Genomic DNA, 25,508 nt, shown 5'->3' with positions numbered 1-25,508 from the left:
TCCTTTGATTCCAAACAATATTGGGAATACTATACGATTCACCAGGCAGCGGCCAGGGGTCGCGCACAACGTCATCGGAGGTTCGCGGTGGAGTTCTCAGGTCAGGTCCCCCGGCGTCGTCTCGGTGAACGCGGCCCCCTGGTGCCCGTCTTCGGCCTGGGGTCGTGGAACACATGGGACCGCATGTCGACGGACGACGCGGTCGCCCTGATCAGATACGCGGTCGACCGGGGTGTCAACCTCTTCGACGTGGCCCACTACAACTTCGGGCCGCACGCGGAGAACGCCGTCACCGACATCATCTTCGGCAAGGCCGTCGTCGAGGCGGGCGTCGCCAGGGAGGACTACCTCCTGTGCGGCAAGCTCTGGCTCTGGGAGTATCCCCAGTCCTCCTTCGCCGAGCAGATGGAGACCTCGCTGTCGCGCATCGGGACCGACCGGGCCGACTCCGTCGTCGTCGGGGACTTCTTCGGCGAGCTGGACATCCGCGCCGTCGTCACCGACGTGGCCGAGCTGGTCAGGGCCGGGCGCTTCGAGACGTGGGGCGTGAACAACTGGTCGGCCGCCGACCTGTGGTTCGCGCGGGACTTCGCCATCGCCGAGGGCATGGAGCCGCCGTCCTTCGCCCAGCTCAAGTACAGCCTCGCCCGGCGTTCGGTGCCGGACGGCGAGCCGTACGGGCGGCTGTTCACCGAGGGCGGGCTGGGGCTGCAGGCCTCCGACGTCTTCGAGGGCGGGATCCTCGCCGGCAAGCTGAACCCGCAGCGCAAGATCGGCGCCGACCCGGGTGGCATCCGCGACCGGATCCGCGAGTCGTACCCCGAGGTCAAGCGGGTCGCCGAGAGCTTCGGGGCCACCCCGGCCCAGCTCGCGATCGCCTTCACCCTGACCCACCCCGCCGCGGCGAACGTGCTCTTCGGCGCCAGCAGCCGTCAGCAGCTCGACGACAACCTGGGCGCGCTCGAACTCCTGGAGCGTCACGGCGCCGAGCTGCGCCCGGCGGTCGAGGGACTCTGGATCGACAAGGGCGTGGTGAACCCCGACGCGTCGTGGGGGACCGACGCGCCGGACAAGGCCTGAGACGCGGGGGGCGTCTCTGTGGCGACGTGCCGGCCCGACGGCGTGCGGGCCGGTACGTCGTGATTCTTCCGGTACGGCGCGCGTCGCGGGCACGACGCGCGTGAGGCGGCCGTGCGCCGCGGGCGGCACGGTGTGCACCGTGTGTGCGCTGTGTGCGTCGTGTGCGCTGTGTGCGCCGCGGGCGTACGGCCGCCGCCGGGAGGCCGGGGAGACCGGCACAGAACCGCCCGTGGGGGGCGGGGGCCCGTGACGTCGGGGACGGCACGGAAAGGCCCGGCACGGCTTTGACGGCCGTGCCGGGCCTTGTTCTGTTCCGGGTTCCGCTCCGGCGGTCGCCGGGACGCTCGGTGACCTCTCAGAGCTCGTGGACGACGCGGCCGTCGACCATGGTCAGGGCGATCGGGACCTGGGGCAGGGCGTCCGGCTCGACGTCCAGCAGGTCCGCCTCGAGGACGCACAGGTCGGCGACCTTCCCGGCCTCCAGCGAGCCCTTCCAGGACTCCGCCCCGTCCTGCCAGGCGGCGGTGATCGTGTAGGCGCGCAGGGCCTCGGTGACGGCCAGCCGCTGGGCGGCTCCGCGCACGCCGCCGTCCAGGCCGCGCCGGGTCACCGCCGCGGCGACTCCGACCCGCCAGTCCGGGGTGAGCACGGGCGAGTCCGAGCTGAGGCAGAGCTTGACGCCCGCGTCCAGTGCGTCACGGGTCGGCCACGTCTGGGGGAGGATGTCCTCACCCAGTGCGTCCAGCACCATATGCTCAGTCGCGACAGGGATTCCGACCTGGGTGTTGAGGCCGACGCCGGCAGCCGCCATCGTCGCCAGGGTCGCGGAGGAGATCACGTCGCCGTGGATGATGTAGTGCCTGGCGTCACGGCCGTCCCGGGCGGCGGCCGCGCCGAAGGCGTTCGCCACCGTCCTGGTCGTCCTGCTGCCGGTCGCGTGCACGGCGACCTGGTGTCCGGCCGCGTGCGCCGCGTCGATCATCGCGATGAGGGCGGCCTCGCGCTCGGCCTCGGAGTCTCCCTCGATCAGCAGGCCCCCGTACGTGCCGTCGGTGTACGGCTCGTCCATCCAGGCGTTGCGCATCGGCGGGATGCCGTCGCCGAAGATCTTCACTCCCGCGACGCGGAACCAGCCCGGCACGTCGGCGGGCGGCACGAAGTCGCGCAGCCCGTCCAGCACTCCGGACAGGGAGCTCGCGCCGTCGAGCTCGCCGAACAGCATGAGGGCGGTCACGCGGGCGTTGAGGCGTCCCTCGGCCGCGAGGTCGGCGTAGTCGCGCAGCGCCGCCGATCCGAAGCAGCCGCTCGGCCCGTCGTCCTCTCCGGGGCCGAGGCCCGGTTCGGTGTAGCTCGTGATCCCGAGTGAGGAGAGCAGTTCAGCCGTGCGCAGAATGGCGCCCCGCCTCGCCTCGCGGGTGTCCAGCCGTGCGGGGGGCTCGCCCCCGTGGTGCCCGGCGGCCATCTGGTCCATCAGCAGGGACGGCCACATCTGGCCGAGCCACACGCCGTGGAGGTGGGAGTCGTTGATCCCCGGGAGGACCGATCTTCCACGCAGCGGGATGACGCGGGTGCCGGGGCCGATCAGAGATGAAATTTCATCTTCTGTTCCTACCCTGGCGATCCGGCCGCCGGTGATCGCGATCGACTCCGCCAAAGTGTCGGCGGCATCGACGATGTGCACCTTGCCGCCGGTCATGACCACGTCCGCCGGAGCGGCGCCATGCCTCGAATCGTTAGGCAACATTTCACCATCACACTAGACACGTCATTTGGACCCGCATAACGTACATGGAATCGGATACGATTTGCGAGTGCCTGAACCTCAGGACGGCACTCGGGCCCCCGGAGGTAACCCCATGCCCCTGCATCCCGAGGCGCAGAGAATAGTCGACCGCAACGGAGTTCAGGACCAGGGCGAGGCCCCCCAGCTTGACGTGGCGGCGATGCGCGAGGGATTCCGCCTTGCTTGGACCCTGCCGGACGATCTCCAGCCGGTCGGCGGCGTCGTCGACACCGCGTTCCCCGGACCCGCGGGGGACGTTCCCGTCCGGGTCTACACCCCCGAGGGCGAGGGCCCCTTCCCCGCCCTGGTCTGGTTCCACGGCGGCGGATGGACCATCGGCGGTCTCGACGAGAACGAGGTCGCCTGCCGGGCCGTCTGTGCCGGTGCCGGTGCCGTGGTCGTCTCCGTTGACTACCGGCTCGCGCCGGAGAACCCCTTCCCCGCGGCGACGGATGACACCTACGCCGCGGTCCTCTGGGTCCACGACAACGCCGAGCGGCTCTCGGCCGACCCGTCGCGCATCGCCGTCGGCGGTGAGAGCGCGGGCGGCAACCTGGCCGCCGTCGCCGCGTTGAAGGCCCGTGACCTCAACGGCCCGAAGCTGGCTCTGCAGGTGCTCGTCTCGCCCGTCCTGGGTCACCCCGACGACGGGCGAGCCTCCTACCGTGACTTCACCGAGGGGTACTTCCTCTCCAAGGAAGGCATGGACTGGTTCTTCACCCAGTACCCCCGCGACGCAAGTGACGTCGACAATCCCTATCTCCTGCCGCTGCGCGCGAAGGACCTGTCGGGTCTCGCGCCCGCGCTGATCATCGAGGCCGAGTACGACGTGCTCCGCGACGAGGGCGCCGACTACGCCGAGGCGCTCAAGAGCGCCGACAACCAGGTCGAGCTCGTCGTCTTCGAGGGCATGATCCACGGTTTCTTCGGGCCCCTGGCCGTGGAGCTGGCCGAGATCAGCGGTGTGAGCAAGTGCGTCATCGACGCGCTGCGGTCCGCCTACGCGAAGGACGCTCAATGAGCGGCGAAGTCCTCTCCCTGAAGGACGTCAGCATCAACCGGGGCGAGGCCCCGATCGTCCACAACGTCTCCCTCAGCGTCGCCCCCGGCACCGTCACCGTGGTACTGGGCGCCAACGGCGCGGGCAAGACCACTCTGATGGACGGCATCGCCGGGCTGGCCCCCGTGACCTCGGGAACGATCCAGCTCGCGGGCACTCCGATCGAGAAAATCCCCACCTACAAGCGCTCCCAGGCGGGCCTGGGATACGTCGAGCAGGCGCGGACGGTGTTCCGCACCCTGACCGTCGAGCAGAACCTGCTCGTCTCCCGCTCCGGTGCCGGAGACATGTCGACGGTCTACGAGCTCTTCCCCGAGCTGAAGAAGCGCCGCACGCTCCAGGCGGGACACCTGTCCGGCGGTGAGCAGCAGATGCTCGTGCTCGGGCGCGCGCTGATCTCCGACCCCAAGATCATACTGATCGACGAGATGTCACTGGGCCTGGCGCCCGTGGTGGTCCGCCGCCTCATGCACGCGGTCAAGGACCTGGTCGGCCTGGGCATCGCGGTCCTGCTCATCGAGCAGTTCGCGAACCTGGCGCTGGAGATCGGCGCCAACGCCTACGTGCTGCGCAAGGGCCGGGTCGTGTTCGACGGCCAGTGCGACGAGATCAGGGGCGACTCCGAGCGGCTGCACGAGTTCTATTTCGGCGCCATGCCCACGGACGCCGCTGTCGAGGCTGGGGGCGAGAACCGGTGAACATGATCAATACGCGTTCGTGGGGGATCGCCCTGGCCGCCGCCGCGGCGGCCTGCGTGATCGTGCCGAACCTGCTCCCGCCGTACTGGGTCTACCTGGCGATCACCGCGGTGGTCAGCTCGGTGATCATGCAGAGCTACGGTGTGATCGTCGGCCGGGCCGGCGTCATGTCCCTGTGTCAGATGTCCTTCGCGGCGATCGGCGCCTGGGTGGTGCTCAGGCTGAACCTGGCCGACGCGCCGGGCGGCTTCATCGTCTGGCTGGTCATCGGCGGTCTGGCGGCCGTTCCCGTCGGTGTCGCCATCGGCCTTCCCGCCCTGCGCATCCGCGGTGTGAACCTCGCCGTCGTCACCTTCGGCTTCGCGGTCGCCACGGACATCGTGCTCAACTCCAACCAGTTCCCCGGCACCTCCGAGCTGAAGACGCTGCAGCGGCCGAGCATGTTCGCCACCAACGGCGGATACTTCGTCCTGGTCGTCGTCGTCTTCATGATCCTGGCCATCGGGCTGGCCCTGTTCAACCGGACCCGGCTCGGCATGTCCTGGCTGGAGATCCGCTACTCGGAGCGGGCCGCCGCCGCGCACGGCATCTCGGTGGCGCGCAGCAAGCTCGCCGCGTTCGCGATCAGCGCCTTCATCGCCGGCATCGGCGGCGGTCTGATGGCGGGCCAGCTCGGCCTGGTGGTCTCCAGCAACTTCGCGATGGGCCAGTCGCTCGCGCTCTTCGCGGTGGCCATCCTCATCGGCCCGCACAACCCCGAGGGCGCCTTCATGGGCGGTATCTTCGGTGCGGTGATGGCGACGATCCTGGAGAAGCTCAAGCTGCCCCAGGACCTCGGCGGCATCCTGTTCGGCCTGTCGGCGATCTTCGCCCTGCGCAGCGGCGTCAGCCAGACCGACTTCACCCGCGCCCGTAAGCGGGAGCGCGAGGCCCGTAAGCTGCTCGAAAGCATCAAGGACAAGCCCGAGGACGCCGAGCTCCCGGCCGCCCCCCTCGTGCCGTCGCCCGCCCCCGCGAGCGGCGAGCCCGCCCTCAGCGTGCGGGGCCTCACCGTGCGCTACGGCGAGGTCGTGGCGCTCGACGGGATCGACCTCACCGTCCCCTCCGGCGGTGTCGTGGGCCTCATCGGCCCCAACGGCGCGGGCAAGTCCACCTTCATCGCCTCGGTCAGCGGCTTCATCCCCGGCTACGAGGGCACGGTCGAGCTGCAGGGCAGGTCGATCGACAGGCTCAGCCCGAGCGTGCGGGCGAGCAAGGGCCTGCGGCGCACCTTCCAGACCACGGTGATCGCCCCCGAGCTGACCCAGTACGAGTATCTGGCGATCGGCGCGAACCGGAAGCTCTCCAAGCAGGAGGCCGACGAGCTGCTCGAATTCTTCGGGTGCCCGCCCGGAGACGTCCCGGTCTCCATCGTCGACGTCGGCAGCCGCCGTCTGCTCGACGTGGCGGCCGCGATCGCGGCGAAGCCCAAGGTCGCCCTGCTCGACGAGCCCGCCGCGGGACAGTCGGCTGCGGAGTCGCTCAAGCTTGGCCGTAGGCTCGCCGAGGTGCCCGCCCGTTTCGGAGTTTCCATCCTCCTCGTCGAACACGACATGGAGCTGGTCCGCGCGGCGTGCGCGCAGGTGACCGTTCTCGACTTCGGACACGTCATCGCGTCCGGATCCACGCAGGAAGTGCTCGACGACCCGGCCGTCATGGCCGCCTACCTCGGCACTGCCGACGTTCCCCTGGTTTAAGTCCCTACTATCCCCCCACCCCCCCTCTTCCCCCAGCCCCAAGGAAGTGCAGTAATGAAGCGTTCCCTCATAAGCGTCACGGCTGTCGCAGCCCTGGCCCTGGCCGCCACCGGTTGTTCCGACGACGGCGGTTCCGGCAAGGGATCGATCAAGGTCGGTGCGATCAACGGTGTGACCGGCCTGTTCCAGACGCCCGAGGTTCCCCAGGCCGTCAAGGCCGTCTTCGACGAGGTCAACAAGGCGGGTGGCATCAACGGCCGCCAGATCGAGCTCGTCAGCAAGGACGACGCGATGAACCCGCAGCGGTCCACCGAGGCCGCGCTGGACCTGCTCGAGTCCGAGAAGGTCGTCGCGCTCGTCGGCTCCTCCAGCGCGGTCGACTGCGGTCTCAACCGCGCGACCTACAGCAACTCCGGGATCATCTCGATGCCGGCCATCGGCGTCGACCCCGCCTGCTTCACCAGCCCGAACATCGCCCCGGTCAACCCGGGTCCGTTCAAGCTGATCACCGCGATGCTCTACTACGCGTCCGAGACCCTCAAGCACGACAAGGTGTGCATGTACTACACCGTGCTTCCGGGCAGCGGTGGCGGCATCGACGCCGCCATCAAGGAGTGGACCGACATCACGGGCAAGCAGCTCACGGTCAAGGACACCTCGGTCGGGCAGGGTGACCCCACCCCGTACCTGGTGAAGGCCAAGGCCGCCGGCTGCCAGGCGATCCTGTACAACGCCACGGTCGGCCCGTGGTTCGCCCAGGCCAAGACCCAGGGCATGCAGGACATCGACTTCATCGTGGCCGCCAACAGCTACACCGACGCCAACGCCCAGGCCATCCCGGACGGCCTCAACGTCTACGCGGGCACCGAGTGGCAGCCCTACACCGACGAGACCCTCCCCGGCAACGAGCGCTGGGCGAAGATCATCGACGAGAACAAGATCCAGAAGACGGCGTTCAGCCAGGGCGGCGTCATGGCGGCGGACCTGTTCGTCCAGGTCCTCAAGGGCATCAAGGGTGACATCACCCGCGAGTCCGTCACCGAGGCCTTCAAGAACATGAAGCCGATCGACTACCCGATGGTCGGTACCCCCTGGGTCTTCGGCCCGGGTGAGGCCCACAGCCCGATCCAGGGCAGCCGGTTCGTCAAGGTCGAGGCCGGCAAGTGGAAGGTTCTTCCCGAGGGCTTCATCGTCCCCGGCAAGAACTGATCTTTAAGGAGCCCCAGGAGGTGGGTGTCCGATGTTGAATTCAGTGGTCGCGGGTCTGACAAGCGGTGGCGTCTACGCCCTGCTCGGCCTGTGTGTCGTGCTGACCTACCGGCTCGTCGCCGTGGTCAACTTCGCCATGGCGGGTGTGGGCACGATGGGTGCCTTCATCATGGTGTCGCTGATGGACGCGGGGCTGCCCTGGCCGGTCGCGCTGGTCATCGGCGTCGTGGCGAGCGCGCTGCTGTCCGGCCTGATCGGCGCCGGGCTCGTCCGCTGGTTCGGTGAGCACGACGAGCGCACCAAGGCCGCCGTCACCGTGGCCCTCTTCGTGGCCATCGGGGCGATCGGCCTGCGCCTGTTCGGCAGCACGTCGACGGGAGCCAGGCGCTTCCCGACCGTGTTCGACGCACCCGCCTTCACCCTGGGCGACGTCGTGGTGCCCCAGTCGGTACTGGTCTCGCTCGCCTTCGCGGTGCTCATCACCGTGGGCGTCGGGCTGCTGCTGAGCCGGACGCACGTCGGCCTGCGCCTGCAGGCCCTGTCGGAGCGTCCGGCCACCGCCCAGGTGGTCGGCATCCCGGCGCCCCGGCTGGCCATCGCCGTCTGGGTCGGCATCGGGGCGATCAGCACGCTGGTGATCCTGCTGGTGGCGCCGCGTCTCGGTGGAGACTTCTCCACGCTGAGCGGGCTCGTCACCACGGCCCTGGCCGTGGCGATGGTCGGCTCCTTCAGGAGCCTGCCCCTGACCCTCCTGGGCGGCGTGCTCATGGGTCTCCTGGAGGGCTTCGCCGCCTCTCTGGACGAGATCCAGCAGTACCGGGGAGTGGTCCCCTTCCTCGTGATCCTGGTGCTGCTGTGGTGGCGCAGCCGTAACGAGGTCTGGGACACCGCCCACAGCAGATAGCGAATCAATCGGAGAGCATCGCATGTCAGTTCCAACATCTACGCGGGCCGCCGTCCTGCGTGCCCACGGAGAGCCGCTCGTCCTGGAGGAGCTTCCGCTCCCCGGGGAGTGCGAGCCCGGCGCCGCGATCGTCAAGGTCGACTGCGCCACGCTGTGCGCGACGGACGTGCACATCTGGAGTGGTGCCATGTCGTTCCCCGGCATGCTCCCGATGGTGCTCGGCCACGAGATGATCGGAACGGTCGTGGCGGTCGGGTCCGGCACCGTCGACGCCCTGGGCCGCCCCCTGGGCGTCGGCGACCGGATCGGCTGGTCGGAGTCCACCTGCGGCCACTGCTACGGCTGTACGGTGATCGGCAACCCCGTGGCCTGCTCCAACCGGGGCTACGGGTTCATGCAGCGGTCCGACAACTGGCCCTACTCGACCGCCGGTCTCGCCGAGTACGACTACGTCACGCCGACCGCCCAGAAGTACATCCTCCCCGAGGACGTCAAGGACACCTGGGCGGCCAGCGCGGGCTGCGCCGTCAAGACGGTCCTGCACGCCTTCGACCGCGCGGGAGGCGTCCGCCCCGGGGCGAACGTCCTCGTGCAGGGAGCCGGCGCGCTCGGCATCGTCGCCACCGCGGTCGCCAGCGTGTCGGGCGCGGGTAAGGTCATCACCGTCGGAGCGCCCGACTCCCGGCTCGAACTGGCCAAGCGCTTCGGCGCCGACGTCACGATCGGCCTGGACGGCGACGCCGACAGCCGCCGCGCCACCGTCATGGAGGCGACCGGCGGCCGGGGCGCCGACCTCGTGCTGGACCTGGCGGGCGCGCCCGGCGTGGGCGCCGAGGCCGTGGATCTGGCCGCGTGGGGCGGTACGTTCGTCATCGTCGGCAGCACGGGCCCCCGCCCCGACCCGATCTCGCTGGGCACGGTCATGGGCAAGGAGCTGAACGTGCTGGGGTCGCTCAACGGCGACATCGGCGACTACTACGACTCGATCGAGTTCCTGCGCAGGTTCCAGTCCCGTTTCGCCTGGGACGAGCTGTTCAGCGAGCCCGTCGGGCTCAGCGGGGCGTCGGCCGCCATCGAGTCCATGTCGCGGCTGGAGCAGGTCAAGGCCGTCGTCCACCCGTGGCTTCCCTAACAGCCATTCACATATCAGCGAGGAGTTCGATGTCCACGCCCAAGAAGGTGGTTCCCCTCCGCAGGGTCGGGACCCACGGTCCCGACGTCTCCGTCCTGTCACTGGGGTCCTGGCACACCTATGACCGGATGGCCTTCGAGGACTCGGTCGCCATGGTCCGGCACGCCGTTGACCTGGGCATCAACCTGTTCGACGTCGGCGTCTACGGGTTCCCGGGCCACCCGCCGGTCTTCACGGACGTGCTGTTCTCGGCGATCGTGCGGGCGGCGGGGATCGCCAGGGAGGACTACCTCCTGTCGGCGAAGCTGTGGCTGGAGCCGTACCCGGAGATGTCGCTACGGGAGCAGCTGGAGCGCGCCCTGTTCCGGGTCGGGACCGACCGGGCGGACATCGTCGTCCTCGGCGACATCCGCCGCGACGACCTCGACCTGAACAGGCTCGCCGTCGACCTCGCGGAGCTGGAGGTCGACGGGATCATCGGCTGCTGGGGCGTGAACAACTGGTCGGCGACCGCGATCAAGACCATCCGCGACCACGCCATCAAGGCGGGCTCGCCCGGGCCGCAGATGGCACAGCTGAAGTACAGCCCGTGCCGCAGGTCGATCCCGGACGGGGCCCCGTTCGCGCAGGTGTTCGCCGAGGGCATCACGATGCAGGCCTCGGACGTCCTCGAGGGGGGCATCCTCGCGGGCAACAAGAACCCCGCGCGCGAGATCGGCCGTGACCCGGGTGGCATCCGCGAGCGGATCATCGAGGCGTCGGACGGGATCTCGGCGGTCGCGGCCGAGCTGGGCGTGTCCCCGGCTCAGCTGTGCGTCGCCTTCACGCTGACGCACCCGTCGGTCAGCACGGTGCTGTTCGGGGCGACCCGGATGCAGCAGCTGGTCGACAACGTCGCCGCGCTGGAGCTGCTCGACACCGTCGGTGCCGAGCGTCTGCGCGAGCTCCTCGCTCCCTTCTGGGTCGACGCCGACGTGGTGAACCCGGAAGGACCCTGAGTCACTCGTCCCGGGCGGTGGGGTGAGCCACCGCCCGGGGTGGGCGCAGGAGAGCCTGTGACGGCTTGTGGGGGGTCGTCTACGGCCCGCTGAACTACAAAGGCCGCGATCGTCCGTACGGACCGATCGCGGCCTTTTGGGAGCCGCCCGTCTCGGCTCGCCTCCTCTCGCGGTGCGGCGCGGTGAGGCGGGACGAGGCGGGCTTTCCCGCGTTCAGGAGTGACTGATCATCACGTGCTTGATCCGCGTGTAGGCGTCGAAGCCGTACCGCGACAGGTCCTTGCCGGTGCCGGAGTGCTTGAAGCCGCCGTGCGGCAGCTCCGGAATGATCACCTGGTGGCAGTTGACCCACACCGCGCCGAAGTCCAGGGCCGCGGTCAGCCGCATGGCGCGGCCCGTGTCACGGGTCCAGACGCTGGAGGCCAGGGCGTAGTCGACGCCGTTGGCCAGCTCGATCGCCTCCTCCTCGGAGGCGAAGGACTGGACGGTCACGACCGGTCCGAAGACCTCCTGCTGCACGATCTCGTCGTCCTGCCGCACCCCGGCGACCACGGTCGGGGCGAAGAAGTAGCCGGGCCGGTCGAGACGGCGCCCGCCGGTGACGACGCGGGCGTGCCCGGGAAGTCCCGCGATGAAGGAGGCGACCCGCTCGGCCTGGGCGGCGTTGTTGGAGGGGCCGAGGAAGACGCCCTCCTCGTCCGGGGCGCCGACGGTCAGCGCGTCCGCGGCCTCGGCGAGCGCCGCGGTGAACTCCTCGTGGACGCCCTCCTCGACCAGCACGCGGGTGACGGCCGTGCAGTCCTGGCCGGTGTTGAAGAACGCGGCCTCGGCGACCGAGCGCGCGGTGGCGGCGACGTCGACGTCGGCGAAGACCACCGCGGGGGCCTTGCCGCCCAGCTCCAGGTGGACGTCCTTGAGGTCCTCGGCGGCCGACTTCATGACCTCCATCCCGGCGCGGGTCGAACCGGTGATGGCCACCATCTCCACGCCCGGGTGCTCGACGAGCGCCCGCCCGGTGTCGCGGTCGCCGCAGACGACGTTGACGACCCCCGGGGGGAACACCCTCGCGCACAGCTCGCCGAGCAGCACGGTCGAGCCGGGGGTGCTGTCGGCGGGCTTGATGACCAGCGTGTTGCCGGCGGCCAGGGCCGGGCCGATCTTCCACGCGGCCATCATCAGCGGGTAGTTCCACGGGGTCACCTGGGCGACCACGCCGATGGGCTCGCGCCGTACGAACGAGGTGTGCCCCTCGGCGTACTCGGTGGCGCCGAGGCCTTCGAGGACCCGGGCGGCCCCGGCGAAGTAGCGGACGGCGTCGACGGACCCGCCGACGTCGACGCGGCGGGTCGTGCCCCTGGGCTTGCCGGTGGCGCGGACCTCGGCGTCGGTCAGCGCGTCGAGGTTCTCCTCCATCAGGCGGGCGAGCTCCAGCAGCAGCTCCTGCCGCCGGGCCGGGGTGCTCCGCCGCCACGTGACGGACGCCTCGGAGGCCGCCGTGACCGCCGCGGCGACGTCCTCGGCGGACGAGCGCGGGGCCCGGCCGTACACCTTCTCGGTGGCCGGGTCGACGAGCTCCATCCACTCGCCGGAGGCGGGGTCCCGGCTCTCCCCGCCGATCACGTTGCGCAGGGTGTCCATGCGTCTCCTTAGCTGGTGAGGGACTCGACGCGGGTCATCACACGGCGGCAGAAGGCCGCGACGTCGTGCGGGTCGTCGGTGAACTGGGAGGGCTTGATGCAGAAGGTGTCGAAGCCCTGGGCCATCTGGTCGGGGATGGTCGACAGCGCCTGGTCGAGGTCGGCGACCGAGTCGTTGTCGGGGAAGATCGCGCGGGTGCCGCCGATCATCTCCAGCTCCGAGATGTCCCTTCCGGCCTCGCGCATCGCGGCGGCCAGCAGGTCGAGCTCCTCGGGCTTCGGGCGGCCGAGCGGGTTGAAGCCGTGCCCGTAACGGACCAGGCGCCGCAGCAGCGGGCCGTGCAGGGTCTGGCCGCCGAACCAGAGGGTCGGGCCGCCGGGACGGAAGGGCTTGGGCTCCAGGTAGGCGTCCTGGAAGGGGTAGAACTCGCCGTCGAAGGTCGCGGGAGACTCCTTCCAGAGCAGCTCCCAGGCGGCCAGGTGCTCGTCGAGGAGCTTGCCGCGCCTGTCGAACGGCACGCCGAGGGCGGCGTACTCGTCGCGGCTCCAGCTCACCGTGGGGAGCACGACCAGGCGGCCCTCGCTGAGCCGGTCCAGCGTGGCCATCTCCTTGGCCAGCAGCAGCGGGTGGCGCAGCGGGGCCAGGATCGCCCCGGCGACCAGCCGGATCCGACTGGTCACCGCGGCGATGGCGCTGAGCAGTACGATCGAGTTCGGCCAGGAGGTCGCGGGATCCTGGTTGCCGGGCAGGGCGTACTCTCTGGGGTTGGGCATCACGCCCAGCGCGCCCGAGTCCGGGCCCAGCACCACGTGCTCGCTGAGCATCACCGAGTCGAACCCGGCGTCCTCCGCCTCGCGGGCCCACCGGACGACGGAGGCCAGGTCGTCGCCCGGTGTCATCGTCCAGTTCTCGCTGAGGATCAGCAGCATCTTCGGGGTGGCCACAGCCGCGCCTCCGCCTGTCGTTCTAAAGATTTGGATCCAAACGATATGCCGCGAGAGTTGGCATTGGCAAGGCTTGTACGCCGTGAGCTGCAAAACCCCCATTGACGGGGGGTCATTTGGGTCCATACATTCATTCAAACAACCCCTTGGAGGCCCCCGATGTCCCATCCAGCGGACCTGATCCTGGTCAACGGCGACGTCCTGACCGTCGACGCTGATTTCTCCGTCGCGCGGGCGGTGGCCGTACGGGACGGACGCATCCTCGCCGTCGGCGAGACCGCCGAGATCGAGGCGCTGGCCGGACCCGGGACGCGGGTGATCGACCTCGCGGGCCGTACGCTCCTGCCCGGCATCAACGACTCGCACCTGCACGGCGCCGCCTGGGGTCTCACCCGGCCGCCCTTCGCGCTCAGCGTCGGCTACCCCGCGGTCAAGTCCATCGCCGACATCGTTGAGGTCGTACGGCGGGCCGCCGAGACCACCCCCGCCGGGGAGTGGATCACCGGCCTCGGCTGGGACCTCGGCTACCTGGAGGAGACCCTCGCCGACCCGGCCCGCCGCCCGCACCGGCTCGACCTGGACGCGGTCTCCCCCGACCACCCCGTCGCGCTCACCGACTTCTCCGCGCACCAGCTGTGGGTCAACTCCAAGGCCCTGGAGATCGCCGGGATCACCCGTGACACCGTGGCGCCCCCCGGCGGCGTGGTCGACGTCGACGCCACCGGCGAGCCGACCGGCATCCTCAAGGAGGCCGCCCAGGCCTTCGTGCAGGACCACATCCCGCCCGCCACCGTCGAGCAGCGCAAGGAGGCCATCCGCTCCGCCGTGGCCGTGCTGCACGCCGAGGGCATCACCAGCTACACCGAGCCGGGCCTCGGCCCCGGCGGCACCCAGATCCTCGGCGGCGGGCTCAGCACCGAGTCGCTGGAGGCCTACATCGAGCTGGCCCGCGCCGGGGAACTGGCCGCCCGCGTCAGGGTCCTGCTGCTGCCCGCCGCGATCGGCGGCTCCGCGGCCGACCTGGTCGCCGGGCTGGAGGGCCTCGGCGTGCCCGACGACGTGGACCCGGACCGGCTCTCCGTCATCGGCGTGAAGATCTTCGCCGACGGCGTCCCGCCGAACGAGACCGCCTGGATGCACGAGCCGTACGGCAGCGCCGGAGGATACGGCTCGCTGTGCGTGCACGGCGCGACCGCCGCACTTCAGGAGGCCGAGCTGCGGGAGATGATCCGTCACGCGCACGCGGCGGGATACCAGCTCGGCGTGCACGTCACCGGTGACCGGGGCATCGACGCCGTGGTGGACGCCTTCGTCGCCGCCAACGAGGTCCACTCGCGCCCCGACGCCCGTCACTACCTGATCCACGGGGACTTCGTCTCGGCCGACAGCCTGGCCAAGCTCGCCTCGCACGGCTACTCGGTGAACATGAACCCCGGCATCAAGTGGATGACCGCCGACATGATGGACGACATCCTCGGCAAGGCGCGCTCGGAGTACCAGTGGCCGGTCCGCTCCGCGGTCGAGGCCGGGGTCGCGGTCTGCTCCAGCTCGGACGCGCCGATCACCGAGCCCAACTGGCGTCAGGCGGTCGCCTCGATGATGCTGCGCGAGTCCAAGGCGACCGGCCGGGTCAGCGGCCCCGACCAGTGCGTGGACCTGGCCACGGCCCTGCGCGCCTACACGAGCAACCCGGCCCGCCAGGACTTCGCCGAGTCCTGGAAGGGCACCGTCGAGGTGGGCAAGATCGCCGACCTGTGCGTCCTCGGCGGCGACCTGCGCGCCGCCGACCCGCACGACTTCGCCGCCATCCCTGTCGATCTCACGATCCTCGACGGCGAGATCGTCTACGAGCGCCCCTGCTGATCGCGACGCCTGACGACGGCGTCGCGGGCTCGGGCGTCTCCGAGTCACGACGGACCACGGCCCGCGACGCCTCCGGGTGCCGCGGGCCGTGGTGCTCCTGGCCGCCTTCCGCCGGCTTCCCCTGGCTTTCCCCGGCTTCCCCTGGCCTCCCCGGCCTCCCCTGGCTTTCCCCCGGAGGGAGAAGGAACTGCCGGGAAGGCGTTCATCTGCTCAGGTTCCGGTACCTTCGCGCCGACAGGGGCAGGAAGATCGCGATGAGCAGTACCGGCCACGCGATCGCCATCGGCACGGCGTTCTGGGTGATCCACGACCCGCCGCCGAAGCCGGGGGTGCCGAAGAGCCCGCGGGCCGCCGCGGCCGTGTCGGTCCGAGCAGCCCGCGCACCGATCCCGCCCGCACCCGGAGGTCGAACCCGTTCAGGCCCGTCCCCTCGGGGGTCTTCGGATAGTGCTTGCGCACGTCCTCCGCGCTGATCGTGATCTCGCTTTCCCCCATTTTCACCCTTTTCGCGCACGTTCTTCCCGTGCGGCCCGGCCCGCGTGGCTCCGGAGCCGTGCCGCTCCACAGCTTTCCGTACAGCGTACCGTACGCCGTATGGAGCGACTATAGTGGGGGTCAACGACGAAGGTTTGGAGACTGTTCCCGTGAGCGGAAGAAAGGGGGCCGACGTCGATCCGGCGCGTAGCCTGGCTCTGCTGTGGGGAGCGCACGGAAAGCCCGGCAGGTCCGGGCTGACCATACGGTCGATCGTCGTCGCCGCCATCGAGCTGGCCGACGCCGAGGGGCTGGAGGCCGTCTCCATGCGCCAGGTCGCCGAGCGGCTGGGGGCCGGCACCATGTCCCTCTACACCCACGTGCCGGGCAAGGCCGAGCTGGTCGACCTGATGGTCGACACCGCGTACGGGCGGCTCTACGACGACGTGGACGCGCCGTCCTCGCGGCCGGGAGGCTGGCGGGAGGCGCTGGAGTTCGTCGCCGCGCGCAACTGGGAGCTCTACCGGCGGCACCCCTGGCTGCTGCACGTCGTCGGAGGCCGCTCCGTCCTGGGCCCGAACGCCTCGCTCAAGTACGAGGCCGAACTGCGTCCGCTCGACGGCATCGGGCTGTCCGACCTGGAGATGGACGCCGTCCTCGCCCTGATCCTGACCCACGTCGAGGGCGCCGCCAGGGTCCAGGCGAACATGGCGCAGGTCCAGCGGGACAGCGGGATGACCGACGCCGAATGGTGGGTGATCAACGCCCCGCTGCTGGACAAGGTCATGGACGGGAGCAGGTTCCCCGTCGCCTCCCGCGTCGGTCAGGCGGCCGGGCAGGAGTACCAGGCGCTCGCCGATCCGGAACGGGCCTTCGCCTTCGGCCTCGAACGCATCCTCGACGGCGTCGCGGTCCTGATCGCCCGCAGGGGGGCGTGACCGTCCGCCTCGGGCATGATCTCGCGCCGTGATCCGCGCGACGCCGGCCCAACAGGTGCGGAGACTGGCCTTCCGCACCTGTGGAGTGAGGGCACCGATCCGGGAGCGGGGTCAGACGCGCGCCCAGAGGAAGCTGTAGTTCGGCGGCTCCCACCCGGGATAGGAGGTGTGCGCCGCCAGGCACCGGTAGGCCACCCCGTTGTAGGTGACCTGGTCGCCCACCCGGTAGTAAACGCCCGCCCGCCACTCGCCCGCGGGCGGGGAGGTCGGGGTCGAAGTCGGGGTCGGGGTGGGGGTGGGGTTGGGAGTGCCGGTGAAGTTGGCGACGAAGTCGAACGTCGCCTCCTTGCCGGAACCGACGGTGCGCACGTTCATGAGCAGACGTGAGTCGTAGATCGTGTCGGTGCTGTTGCGGGGTTCGCCCGGGAAGTACAGCTGGGTGGTGAGGATGGGCCTGCCGGGGGCCTGTACCTTGACGTGGATGTGGCGGGTGCGGCCCGGGTACAGGCCCGGCACGATCGTGGTGAGCCTGTAGGCGCCCTGGGCGTCGGTGAACTGGTGCCCGCGGAAGGTGAAGCCGCTGTTGTCGTAGTTGCCCGCGTTATCGGCCTGCCAGAAGTCCAGCAGCGCGTTGGCGACCGGCTGGCAGGAGCGGTTGAAGACGAACCCGCTGACGGTCAGCGCGGTGCCCGAACCGGGCAGCGTGCTGCGCAGCGGTGAGTTGGGCTTGAAGTAGGGGCCCTCGGTCTGCGCGATGGTCGCGGGGTCGCCGCTGCCGCAGAACGGCGTGGCGTCGAGCAGCCTGCCCTCCTGCCGCGCGTCGCGGGCCAGGGCGGGGACCTGGCCCATCAGCAGTGGGATCGGGGCACCGACGAGAGCGGCCTTCAACAGGGTCTTACGGCTGATGCCCTGGTTGCGGTGTTCCTCGTCGAGGTTCTCGGCGGTGTGGTCTTCGGCGTCCACGGTGGTCTCCTTAGCCTTGGGGGGCGGCACGCCTGACCGGGACCACGGCACCGGCGAGTGGCGTCGGCGATGTCAGATTCGCCGGTGATCGGCCGGACCGGGCAGGCGGGGCTGATCCAAAGCTCGCACGCACGCCGTATCGTTTGTACCCAATAGACCCCCATAACTCCGCGCAATGGTCGTCCGGCGGGATGGCGGTCGCGGACCGGGCCCGAAGGCGGTCGGAGCACGTCATCGCCCTTTTCCCTGGCCCCGGCGGGCTCCCGGGCAGGGCGCTCGCATTCGGCGGGGTGGCCTGCGCCCGCTCGGCTCACGGTCGCGGTACGTAGTTTCTGTGGCGGAGCTACGGATGTGGCAACGGATTTTTCGGTGGCGACCCAGTACCTACCGTCTGGCGTAACAGGGTGAAAACCTCATCCTTTCTACCCCCCATCCCCATGCTGCCCGCCGCCCGGGTGTTCCCCGGCGGCGTGGTGTCCGGCGTGACCCTCCGAGCCGGACATGCGGGGAAGCCAGCAAGGAGCAACACGTATGAAACGCAGAGCGATGATCGCGGTGACCGTAAGTGTCGCCACGGTCACGGCGACGGCACTTTGTGCATTACCTGTGAACGCGGCCAGGCAGGTCGCCCCCAACGACTCCGCCTCGGCGCCGAACGCGGCGGCCCCGCCCGACCCCGGGGCACTGGCCGTGGCGGCGGCCGACAGGGCGGCTGCCGGTGGGTTCGACGAACTGCGCAAGGGGCCGGACGAGTCCTATCGGCGCACCGGTGTGACCTCCGGTGTCGGCGGCATGCAGTACGTCACCTACGAGCGCAGCTACAAAGGTCTGCCGGTGGTCGGCGGTGACGCGGTCGTCGTCACCGACGCGGCCGGACAGATCAGGGACACCGCCGGGGCCGCGGGATCAAGCCCGGAGGGCATCCCGCTGACACCGAAGATCAGCGCGGCGAAGGCGACGGCGGTCGCCAAGGCCCGGTTGTCACGGGTGGACGACACCCAGGAGCCCCGTCTGGTGGTGAGGGCAGGGGAGAACGGAGCCAGGCTGGCCTGGGAGGCCGTGGTCGCCGGAACCGCCGCAGGCAAGCCGAGCATCCAGCACGTGTTCGTCGACGCCCTCAAGGGCTCGATCGTGGACTCCTACGACCTGGTCCGTTTCGGAACCGGCAACGGCTTCTACAACGGCCAGTTCACCATCACCACCTCCGGATCCGGCAGCTCGTACACCCTGCGGGACAACACCCGCAGCGGTGTGGCCTGTGGTGGCCAGAACGGCTCCCCGTACACCAAGAGCAGCGACTCCTGGGGCAACGGACAGGGCACCAACCTGGAGACCGCCTGCGCGGACGTGATGTACTCCGCGCAGAAGGAATGGGACATGCTCCGGGAGTGGTTCGGCTACAACGGCTTCAACGGCCGTGGTGGTGGCTTCCCGGCGCGCGTCGGCCTGAACGAGGTCAACGCCTTCTGGAACGGTTCCTACACCAACTTCGGCCGTAACCAGGCCAGCAGCCAGCAGGCCACCGCCATGGACGTCGTCGGCCACGAGTACGGTCACGCCATCTTCCAGTTCGCCGGCAGCGGGAGCGGGGGCAGCGGCAACGAGACCGGGGGCCTGAACGAGTCCACCGGTGACATCTTCGGCACACTGCTGGAGCACTACGCGAACAACCCCAACGACCCGCCGGACTACCTGGTCGGCGAGGAGGTCAACCTGAGCGGACGGGGTCCGATCCGCAACATGCACCAGCCCTCGCTGGTCAACAACGACCCCAACTGCTACTCCTCCTCGATCCCCAACACCGAGGTCCACGCGGCGGCCGGTCCGCAGAACCACTGGTTCTACCTGCTCGCCGAGGGCACCAACCCCGGCGGCGGCAAGCCGACCAGCCCGGTCTGCTCCGGACCGTCGACGCTGACCGGCATCGGCGTCCAGAAGGCCGGCAAGATCTATCTGAACGGCCTGCTGCGCAAGACCTCCACCTGGCGGCATGGCAACGTCCGCGTCGCCACCGTCGCGGCGGCGGTCGAGCTGTACGGCAACGCCAGCGCCGAGTGCGCCGCGGTCAAGGCGGCTTGGAGCGCGGTGAGCGTGCCCGCGCAGTCCGGTGAGGCCACCTGCACCACGCCCACCGCCACCCCGACGCCCACCGTGACCCCGACCTCGACCCCGACCGTGACCCCGACCTCGGGCCCCGGCGACATCCCCGACATCAGCCTGACCAACGTCAAGGCCCACCTGCAGCAGTTCCAGACCATCGCCACCAACAACGGTGGTAACCGTCGCTCCACCGGCGCCGGCTACACCGCCTCGGTCACCTACCTGGAGAACAAACTCCGCGCCGCCGGCTACACCGTCACACGGCAGAGCTGCACCTCCGGCTGCACCGCCGGGGCGGGCCCCAACCTGATCGCCGACTGGCCGGGAGGCGACCCCAATCAGGTCATCATGGCCGGCGCCCACCTCGACAGTGTCTCGGCCGGACCCGGCATCAACGACAACGCCTCCGGCTCCGGCATGCTGGCGGAGGTCGCCCTCGCCCTGGCCGCCAAGAACCCCACCATGATCAAGCACGTACGCTTCGGCTGGTGGACCGATGAGGAGCAGGGCCTCAATGGCTCCAAGTTCTACGTCAACGCCATCGGCGCCGCAGAACGCGCCAAGATCAAGCAGTATCTGAACTTCGACATGGTCGGCTCGCGCAACGGCGGCTACTTCATCAACAACATCAACACCGCCGCCGCAGCCGATCTGAGGGCCTTCTACACCAACCTGGGCGTGCAGCCGGAGGAGAACGTCGAGGGCGCCAACCGCTCCGACGACGCCTCCTTCCGCAACGCGGGCATCGCCACCTCCGGCGTGGCCGCCGGAGCCAGCGACCGCAAGACCGCCGCCCAGGCCACCAAGTGGGGCGGGCAGGCCAACCAGGCCTACGACTCCTGCTACCACTCCTCCTGCGACAACGTCTCCAACATCAACGACACCGTCCTGGACCGGGCCGCCGACGCCACCGCCTACGCGATCTGGAAGGCCGCCGTCGGCACCTCCCCGACCCCGACCCCGACCGTCACCCCCACCGTGACCCCGACTCCCACCGTCACCCCGACCCCGACGCCCACCGACCCGCCCGGCGACCGGACCTTCACCAACGGCACCGACTACCCCATCACCGACAGCGCCTACGCCTTCAGCCTGGTCACCTCGACCGCCACCGGCTCGGCCAACTCTCCGGTGAGGATCTCCTCCACCGTCAGCCATCCCTGCTCGGAGAGCCTGTCCGTATGGCTGCTGGCCCCCGGCGGGGGTGATTTCATCCCCGTCAAGCAGGCCGAGTTCGGCGACACCTGCACTCCGTGGTCGGGCCCGCGCACCTACGACGTGCCGGTGACCGCCGACGCGAGCGGCCCCTGGCACCTGCTGATCATGGACGGCAGGCAGGACGGCATGACCGGCACGCTCGACACCTGGAGCATCACCGTGTGATCCTCCGTTCGACCCCCGGTTCCTGACCCGGGGTGGGACCCCGGCCGGTCACTCCGGCCGGGGTCCTTCGTCCGCGGAGAACAGCCGTTCCCCATCGGGCAGCACCACCTCGGTGCGGGAACGGACGCCCAGCTTGCGCAGCACCTTGGCCACATGCGTCTCGACCGTCCTCGGGGACAGGAACAGCACCTCCGCGATCTCCCCGTTGGTACGGCCGAGCGCCACCAGCCTGGCCACCTCGGTCTCCCGCTGGGAGAGCACGCCCTGCCTGCTCCTTCTGCCCCGGGGGAGCAGAACCCCCGCGCCGATCGTCCGCAACGCCCGGCGGCAGCGCGCGGCGTCGTGGGCCGCCCCGAGCGCGGCGAACCGCTCGGCCGCGTCGGTGAGCGTCTCCGCCGCCGCGGGACGGTCGCCGAACGCGATCAGCGCCCTGGCCTCCTCCTCCATCGTGCGGGCCACGCCGTACGGGCGGGGCATCGCCTCCTGGGCGGCGCGGGCACGGGACAACAGGTCGACCGCCGTGCCGTACCGGCCCTCCGCATGGGCCAGCGCGCCCCGGACCAGGGTGAGCGCGACCTCGGCCGAGGGCGCGCCGCCGCCCTCGACGCCCGCCGCGAAGTCGGCGACCAGGGCGGTCGCCTCGTCGTGACGCCCGGCCCGCAGCAGAGCGGTGACGGCGGACGGCACCAGGTGGTCACCCCACACCCACACCCCCTTACGGCGCAGCCTGGCCAGCGCGCGGCCGGCCTCGGCGAGCGCGGCCTCGACCGAGCCCCGGGCCAGGTGCAGCTCGATCATCCCTCCGGAGGCGGTGGCGAGCAGGGGCAGGAAGCCGGAGGCGGGGTCGCACAGGCCCGCCGCGTACAGGTGCTTCTCGGCCTCCTCCCACTCGCCCGTGCCCAGGGTGAGCAGGCCGAGGGTCAACCGGGCGTCCACCGCGATGAGCGGCGCCTCAAGGGTTCTCTCCACGATCGCGGTCGCCCGCTCCCGCAACCCCTCCCAGCGTCCGGTCAGCCAGTCCAGCCGGACCGAGGTCACCTCCGTGAGGTGGACGGGGTACGGGGCGCCGGTCTCCCTGGCGATCCGCATGCTCTCGTTGGCGAACCGTTCGGCGGCGGTGTAGTGGCCGAGGGTGGTCGCCGCGTCGCACAGGTTGGCGTAGGCGCGGGCGACCTGCCGCCGTATCACCACCGACGGCTCGTCGGCGGGAAGCCTCTCGGCCAGCGCGAACGCCTCCGGCGCGCCGACCGACATGGCGAGAGTGACCCTGTTGGCCTGCACCGTCGCCGCCAGCTCGGGGTTGTCGCAGGAGGCCACCAGCCGTTCGGCGCGGTCCATCCACTCCAGGTGCCTGGCGATCGGTTCCTCACCCCAGTACGGCACGGCCAGCAGGGCCAGCCCGCGGGCGGCGGGGACCGGCAGGTCGTCCAGGTCGGCGAGGGCGGCGATGACCTCCTCCCGTCCCGCGGCGGCTGCCCCGGCCTGGTTGCACATCAGCACGCCGAGGTTGAGCCGCACCTCGCCGCGTACGTCCCTGGGGAGCTGGGGGTCGGCCAGCAGGCGCCGCAGCAGCCGGGCGACCCGGCTGTGGGAGACGCCGCTGACGGCCAGCCCGCTCAGCCGCACCATCAGGCCGCTGCGACCGGCCCGCAGTAGTTTGGGGTCGGCGAGCATGCCGCCGAGCACCTCGATCGCCTGTGGGATGTCGCCGAGGTTCGCGGCCTGGTCGGCGGCGGCCGAGCCGTACCGCTGCCAGGCCTCCAGATCGCCCGCGCGGCGGGCGTGGAAGGACAGCTCGGTCAGCGGCGGCGGTTCGGTCCCGGTGAGCGCGGCCAGGGCCCGCAGGTGGGCGATCCTGCGGTCGGGGCCGGTGATCGTGTCGTAGACGGACTGCGCGGCCAGGGCGTGGTGGAAGCTGTACCAGTCGTCGTCGTGCTCGCGCAGCACACCGGCCTCCAGCGCCTCGCGCAGGCCGGCCGCCACCTCGGGCGCGGGGGCGCCGCAGACGTCGGCGATCAGCGTCTCGCCGGCGGGTGTCCGGAGTACGGCGGCGGCGTGGACCACCCGCAGCCCGCCGGGGGACAGATCCGACAGATAGTCGGCCATCGCCTCGCGCAGGGGCGGCGGCACCGGGAGGCGGTCGAGGACCTCCGGTTCCTCCTCGCCGTCGAAGTGCTCTCCCCGGCCGTCGCGCAGCGCGCCGAGCATCTCCTCGACCACGAGCGGGATGCCTCCCGTACGTTCGAGCAGCTTCTCCGCGAAGGCCGGTGTCACGTCCGTATGGCCGAGCAACGCGCGCGCCAGGTCCCGTACCCCGTCGGCCCCGAGCGGCTCCAGCGTCATCACTTCACCGGTCGTTCCCGGCGGGCGCCGGTAGGCGTGCCCGAACGGCAGGCCCGCCACCGGCAGCTCACGCCGCCGGTAGGTCACCACCAGCGCCAGCCCGGCGGGCATCGGGTCGCTGAGGAAGCGCAGCAGGTCCCGGGTTCCCTCGTCGGCCCAGTGCAGGTCCTCGATCACCAGTACGGCCGGTGCGACGGCCGCCAGCAGCGTATGCACCGCCCTGAACAGCCGGTGCCGCTCGGCCTGCGGATCTCCGAGCGCGGCCGGGGCGGGTGGCAGGTTGGCGGCCAGCTCCGGCAGGTGGCCGCGTAACGCCCCGATGACCGGGTTCAGCCGTTCCCGCGACGGCAGGGCATCGGCCGTGTGCCGCAGGGCGTCCAGGACCGACCCGTAGGGGAACGGCTCGCGGATGTGCCGGCAGTGCCCGGCCAGGACCGTGCGACGGCTCCTGCGCAGGCGGTTGACGGCCGTTCTGACCAGCTGTGTCTTCCCGATTCCCGCCTCTCCTTCCACCATCACCACGGAGGGCGGGCGGGTGGCCGCCAGCAGGAGGGTCCGCAGCTCCGTGTCACGCCCGACCAGCACGGGAGAGGTCATGCCGGTCATCGCCACTGCCCGGGGCGGGAGCCGTCCTGGGGTGTCCGGCCAGGCGGGTGTGGGCCACGAGCGGGCGGTGGACGATCACTGCCCCGGAGACCGATGGATCGCTGCGGTCCGTCGTCTGTTCTCATGGCGCGGCCCTCCGGATGCGGCCGGCGGGTCGTGGGGGGCGCCGAACCGCTCGTCATCCTGATCGTTCGCCGACCGTCACACCGTCGCGCGAACGCTTGCCCGGGATGTTATTGGCATCGCCCGACGGTCCTCAAATCCCATTTTTTTACGCTTTTTTCTATGACATCAGCATCTGTGGCCTGATGCGCAACACCCCAAAGAACCAGAAACCCCTGTCAAGGGCACGTTGCCTCCCCACCCCGAAACCACGCCCTCCACCCGGAACGGTCCGCGCCCCGGGGTGGGCCGGGGCGCGGGTGGGGCGCGGGTGGGGTCAGCGCCGGGGGGCGCGGATGCCGCGGAACTCCCAGTCGCCGCCGAAGGTGGTGGAGATGACCTCTTCGGACTCGGTGGGCTGGGCGCCGCAGTCGTCGCGGATGGGGGCGGGGCCGGTGACGATGTGGTTGGTCAGGGTGCCCAGGCCCTCGACCTCGACCTCGACCACGTCGCCGGGCTGGACCGGGCGGGAGTTGGCCGGGGTGCCCGACAGCAGTACGTCGCCGGGGTGGAGGGTGATGGTGCGGGCGATGTCGGCGACCAGGTAGTGCATGTCCCATTCCATCTCGTCGGTGGAGCCGTCCTGGGCGACGGTGCCGTTGACGAGGGTGCGCAGCCGTTTGCCGCGGAAGTCCCAGCCGGTGACCAGGCCGGGGCCGAGGGGGCACAGGGTGTCGGAGCCCTTGACGCGCAGCATGGAGCCGGCGTCGGTGTCGCGGAAGTCGTGCAGGCCGTAGTCGTTGCCGATGGTGTAGCCGGCGATGTAGTCGCCGGCTTCGGCGGGGGAGATGTTGCGGGCGGTGCGGCCGATGACGATGGCCACCTCGCCTTCGTAGTTGAGGTACTTGCAGCGTTCGGGGCGGACGACGGCGCCTTTGTGGGCGTTGAGGGAGGAGGTGGGCTTGTGGAAGTAGGTGGGGGCGTCGGGCAGGGAGGTCATGAACTCCTCGACCCGGCTGCGGTGGTTGAGGTGCACCGCGATGATCTTGGAGGGGACGACCGGCGGCAGGTGCACGGCCTCCTCGACGCCGACTGTCCGGCCGTCGGCGCTGACGAGCTCGTCGCCCTCACGGCGCACCTGGGTGGCGGCGCCGTCGAGCAGGATCCTGCGGTACTCGGGCATCAACGGCCCCTTCCACGTGAGATGACAGACGAAACAGCAGAAAGACAGACGGATGGGAGACGGGCGGGCGCCACGAGGCGTCCCGCCGCTGTCCCGCCGCCGTCCTGGCCCGGACCCCGGGCCGGGAGAGCCGGGGGCCGGGCCGGGATCCAGACGGGATCCAGGCGGGTGAAACCGTCACCCGACGATGTCGGCGTGACCGAACGCGCAGGTCAGGATGGGTATGGGTAGGGGTAGGGGTCGGTGGAGGGGTCGGTGCGGTGCGGGGCGGGGAATCCGCCGGCCGGCCGGTCGAACCACAGGTGTACCTGGCCGGTGCCGACCGAGTTCTCGTAGTGGCCGTACTGGCGGCCGGGCACGGCGCAGTCGCT

At 70.5% G+C, this 25,508-nt stretch carries 17 protein-coding genes; 11 read left to right on the top strand and 6 right to left on the bottom strand.

Features of this window, described 5'->3' with window-relative positions; translation table 11 throughout:
• The first annotated feature begins 87 nt into the window (after nucleotides 1-87).
• Entirely contained in the window at nucleotides 88-1,080 is a 993-nt protein-coding gene (locus AB0N02_RS17210; RefSeq protein WP_363946967.1) for an aldo/keto reductase, read from the top strand.
• A 355-nt stretch (nucleotides 1,081-1,435) separates the two neighbouring features.
• Here the strand turns inward: AB0N02_RS17210 and AB0N02_RS17205 are convergent, their stop codons facing one another.
• Nucleotides 1,436-2,776 carry an amidohydrolase family protein gene (locus AB0N02_RS17205; RefSeq protein ID WP_363946965.1) on the bottom strand — a complete coding sequence of 447 codons (1,341 nt, stop codon included), beginning with the start codon at nucleotides 2,774-2,776 and terminating at the stop codon, nucleotides 1,436-1,438.
• A gap of 160 nt (nucleotides 2,777-2,936) precedes the next feature.
• Between AB0N02_RS17205 and AB0N02_RS17200 the strand changes: the two genes are divergently transcribed.
• From AB0N02_RS17200 to AB0N02_RS17170, 7 genes are read left to right on the top strand one after another with little or no spacing between them, the layout of a single operon-like run.
• Nucleotides 2,937-3,884, top strand: coding sequence for an alpha/beta hydrolase (locus tag AB0N02_RS17200; protein WP_363946963.1), 948 nt, complete (start codon nucleotides 2,937-2,939; stop codon nucleotides 3,882-3,884).
• Nucleotides 3,881-4,621, top strand: a complete 741-nt coding sequence (locus AB0N02_RS17195) for an ABC transporter ATP-binding protein (protein WP_363946961.1) — start codon at nucleotides 3,881-3,883, stop codon at nucleotides 4,619-4,621. Before AB0N02_RS17200 ends, AB0N02_RS17195 begins: the two co-directional genes overlap by 4 nt.
• 2 nt (nucleotides 4,622-4,623) lie before the next feature.
• Nucleotides 4,624-6,357: an ATP-binding cassette domain-containing protein gene (locus tag AB0N02_RS17190; RefSeq protein WP_363946958.1), complete on the top strand. Its 1,734-nt coding sequence runs from the start codon at nucleotides 4,624-4,626 to the stop codon at nucleotides 6,355-6,357.
• Nucleotides 6,358-6,411: 54 nt separating this feature from the next.
• Nucleotides 6,412-7,566 (top strand): ABC transporter substrate-binding protein, encoded by a 1,155-nt coding sequence (locus tag AB0N02_RS17185; RefSeq protein ID WP_363946955.1) that lies wholly within the window; start codon nucleotides 6,412-6,414, stop codon nucleotides 7,564-7,566.
• 31 nt (nucleotides 7,567-7,597) lie between these two features.
• The gene (locus AB0N02_RS17180) at nucleotides 7,598-8,470 is read left to right on the top strand and encodes a branched-chain amino acid ABC transporter permease (protein ID WP_363946952.1); all 873 of its coding nucleotides are present in this window, start codon (nucleotides 7,598-7,600) and stop codon (nucleotides 8,468-8,470) included.
• Between the two features lie 22 nt (nucleotides 8,471-8,492).
• Nucleotides 8,493-9,602 carry a zinc-binding dehydrogenase gene (locus tag AB0N02_RS17175; protein WP_363946950.1) on the top strand — a complete coding sequence of 370 codons (1,110 nt, stop codon included), beginning with the start codon at nucleotides 8,493-8,495 and terminating at the stop codon, nucleotides 9,600-9,602.
• Between the two features lie 29 nt (nucleotides 9,603-9,631).
• Nucleotides 9,632-10,600, top strand: coding sequence for an aldo/keto reductase (locus AB0N02_RS17170; protein ID WP_363946948.1), 969 nt, complete (start codon nucleotides 9,632-9,634; stop codon nucleotides 10,598-10,600).
• A 213-nt stretch (nucleotides 10,601-10,813) separates the two neighbouring features.
• Here the strand turns inward: AB0N02_RS17170 and AB0N02_RS17165 are convergent, their stop codons facing one another.
• Nucleotides 10,814-12,238, bottom strand: coding sequence for an aminobutyraldehyde dehydrogenase (locus AB0N02_RS17165; protein WP_363946945.1), 1,425 nt, complete (start codon nucleotides 12,236-12,238; stop codon nucleotides 10,814-10,816).
• A gap of 8 nt (nucleotides 12,239-12,246) precedes the next feature.
• Entirely contained in the window at nucleotides 12,247-13,182 is a 936-nt protein-coding gene (locus AB0N02_RS17160; protein WP_363946943.1) for a TIGR03619 family F420-dependent LLM class oxidoreductase, read from the bottom strand.
• Between the two features lie 159 nt (nucleotides 13,183-13,341).
• On the opposite strand from AB0N02_RS17160, the gene AB0N02_RS17155 reads away from it, so the two are divergent.
• Together AB0N02_RS17155 and AB0N02_RS17150 are read left to right on the top strand one after the other, a co-directional pair.
• Nucleotides 13,342-15,045 (top strand): amidohydrolase, encoded by a 1,704-nt coding sequence (locus tag AB0N02_RS17155; RefSeq protein WP_363946940.1) that lies wholly within the window; start codon nucleotides 13,342-13,344, stop codon nucleotides 15,043-15,045.
• A gap of 644 nt (nucleotides 15,046-15,689) precedes the next feature.
• Entirely contained in the window at nucleotides 15,690-16,457 is a 768-nt protein-coding gene (locus tag AB0N02_RS17150) for a TetR/AcrR family transcriptional regulator (protein WP_363946937.1), read from the top strand.
• Between the two features lie 111 nt (nucleotides 16,458-16,568).
• Here the strand turns inward: AB0N02_RS17150 and AB0N02_RS17145 are convergent, their stop codons facing one another.
• Nucleotides 16,569-17,420 (bottom strand): carbohydrate-binding protein, encoded by an 852-nt coding sequence (locus AB0N02_RS17145; RefSeq protein WP_363946934.1) that lies wholly within the window; start codon nucleotides 17,418-17,420, stop codon nucleotides 16,569-16,571.
• A 531-nt stretch (nucleotides 17,421-17,951) separates the two neighbouring features.
• Between AB0N02_RS17145 and AB0N02_RS17140 the strand changes: the two genes are divergently transcribed.
• Entirely contained in the window at nucleotides 17,952-20,903 is a 2,952-nt protein-coding gene (locus AB0N02_RS17140; RefSeq protein WP_363946931.1) for a M28 family peptidase, read from the top strand.
• A 48-nt stretch (nucleotides 20,904-20,951) separates the two neighbouring features.
• Here the strand turns inward: AB0N02_RS17140 and AB0N02_RS17135 are convergent, their stop codons facing one another.
• Nucleotides 20,952-23,843, bottom strand: coding sequence for an AAA family ATPase (locus tag AB0N02_RS17135; RefSeq protein WP_363946929.1), 2,892 nt, complete (start codon nucleotides 23,841-23,843; stop codon nucleotides 20,952-20,954).
• Nucleotides 23,844-24,291: 448 nt separating this feature from the next.
• Nucleotides 24,292-25,137 carry a fumarylacetoacetate hydrolase family protein gene (locus tag AB0N02_RS17130; protein ID WP_363945943.1) on the bottom strand — a complete coding sequence of 282 codons (846 nt, stop codon included), beginning with the start codon at nucleotides 25,135-25,137 and terminating at the stop codon, nucleotides 24,292-24,294.
• Nucleotides 25,138-25,508 lie beyond the last annotated feature (371 nt).

It is taken from the genome of Streptosporangium sp. NPDC051022 (assembly GCF_040683035.1).
Classification (GTDB): Bacteria; Actinomycetota; Actinomycetes; order Streptosporangiales; family Streptosporangiaceae; genus Streptosporangium.
Note: the sequence above shows the minus strand (reverse complement) of the source record. Positions and strands in the feature narration are given on the sequence as shown.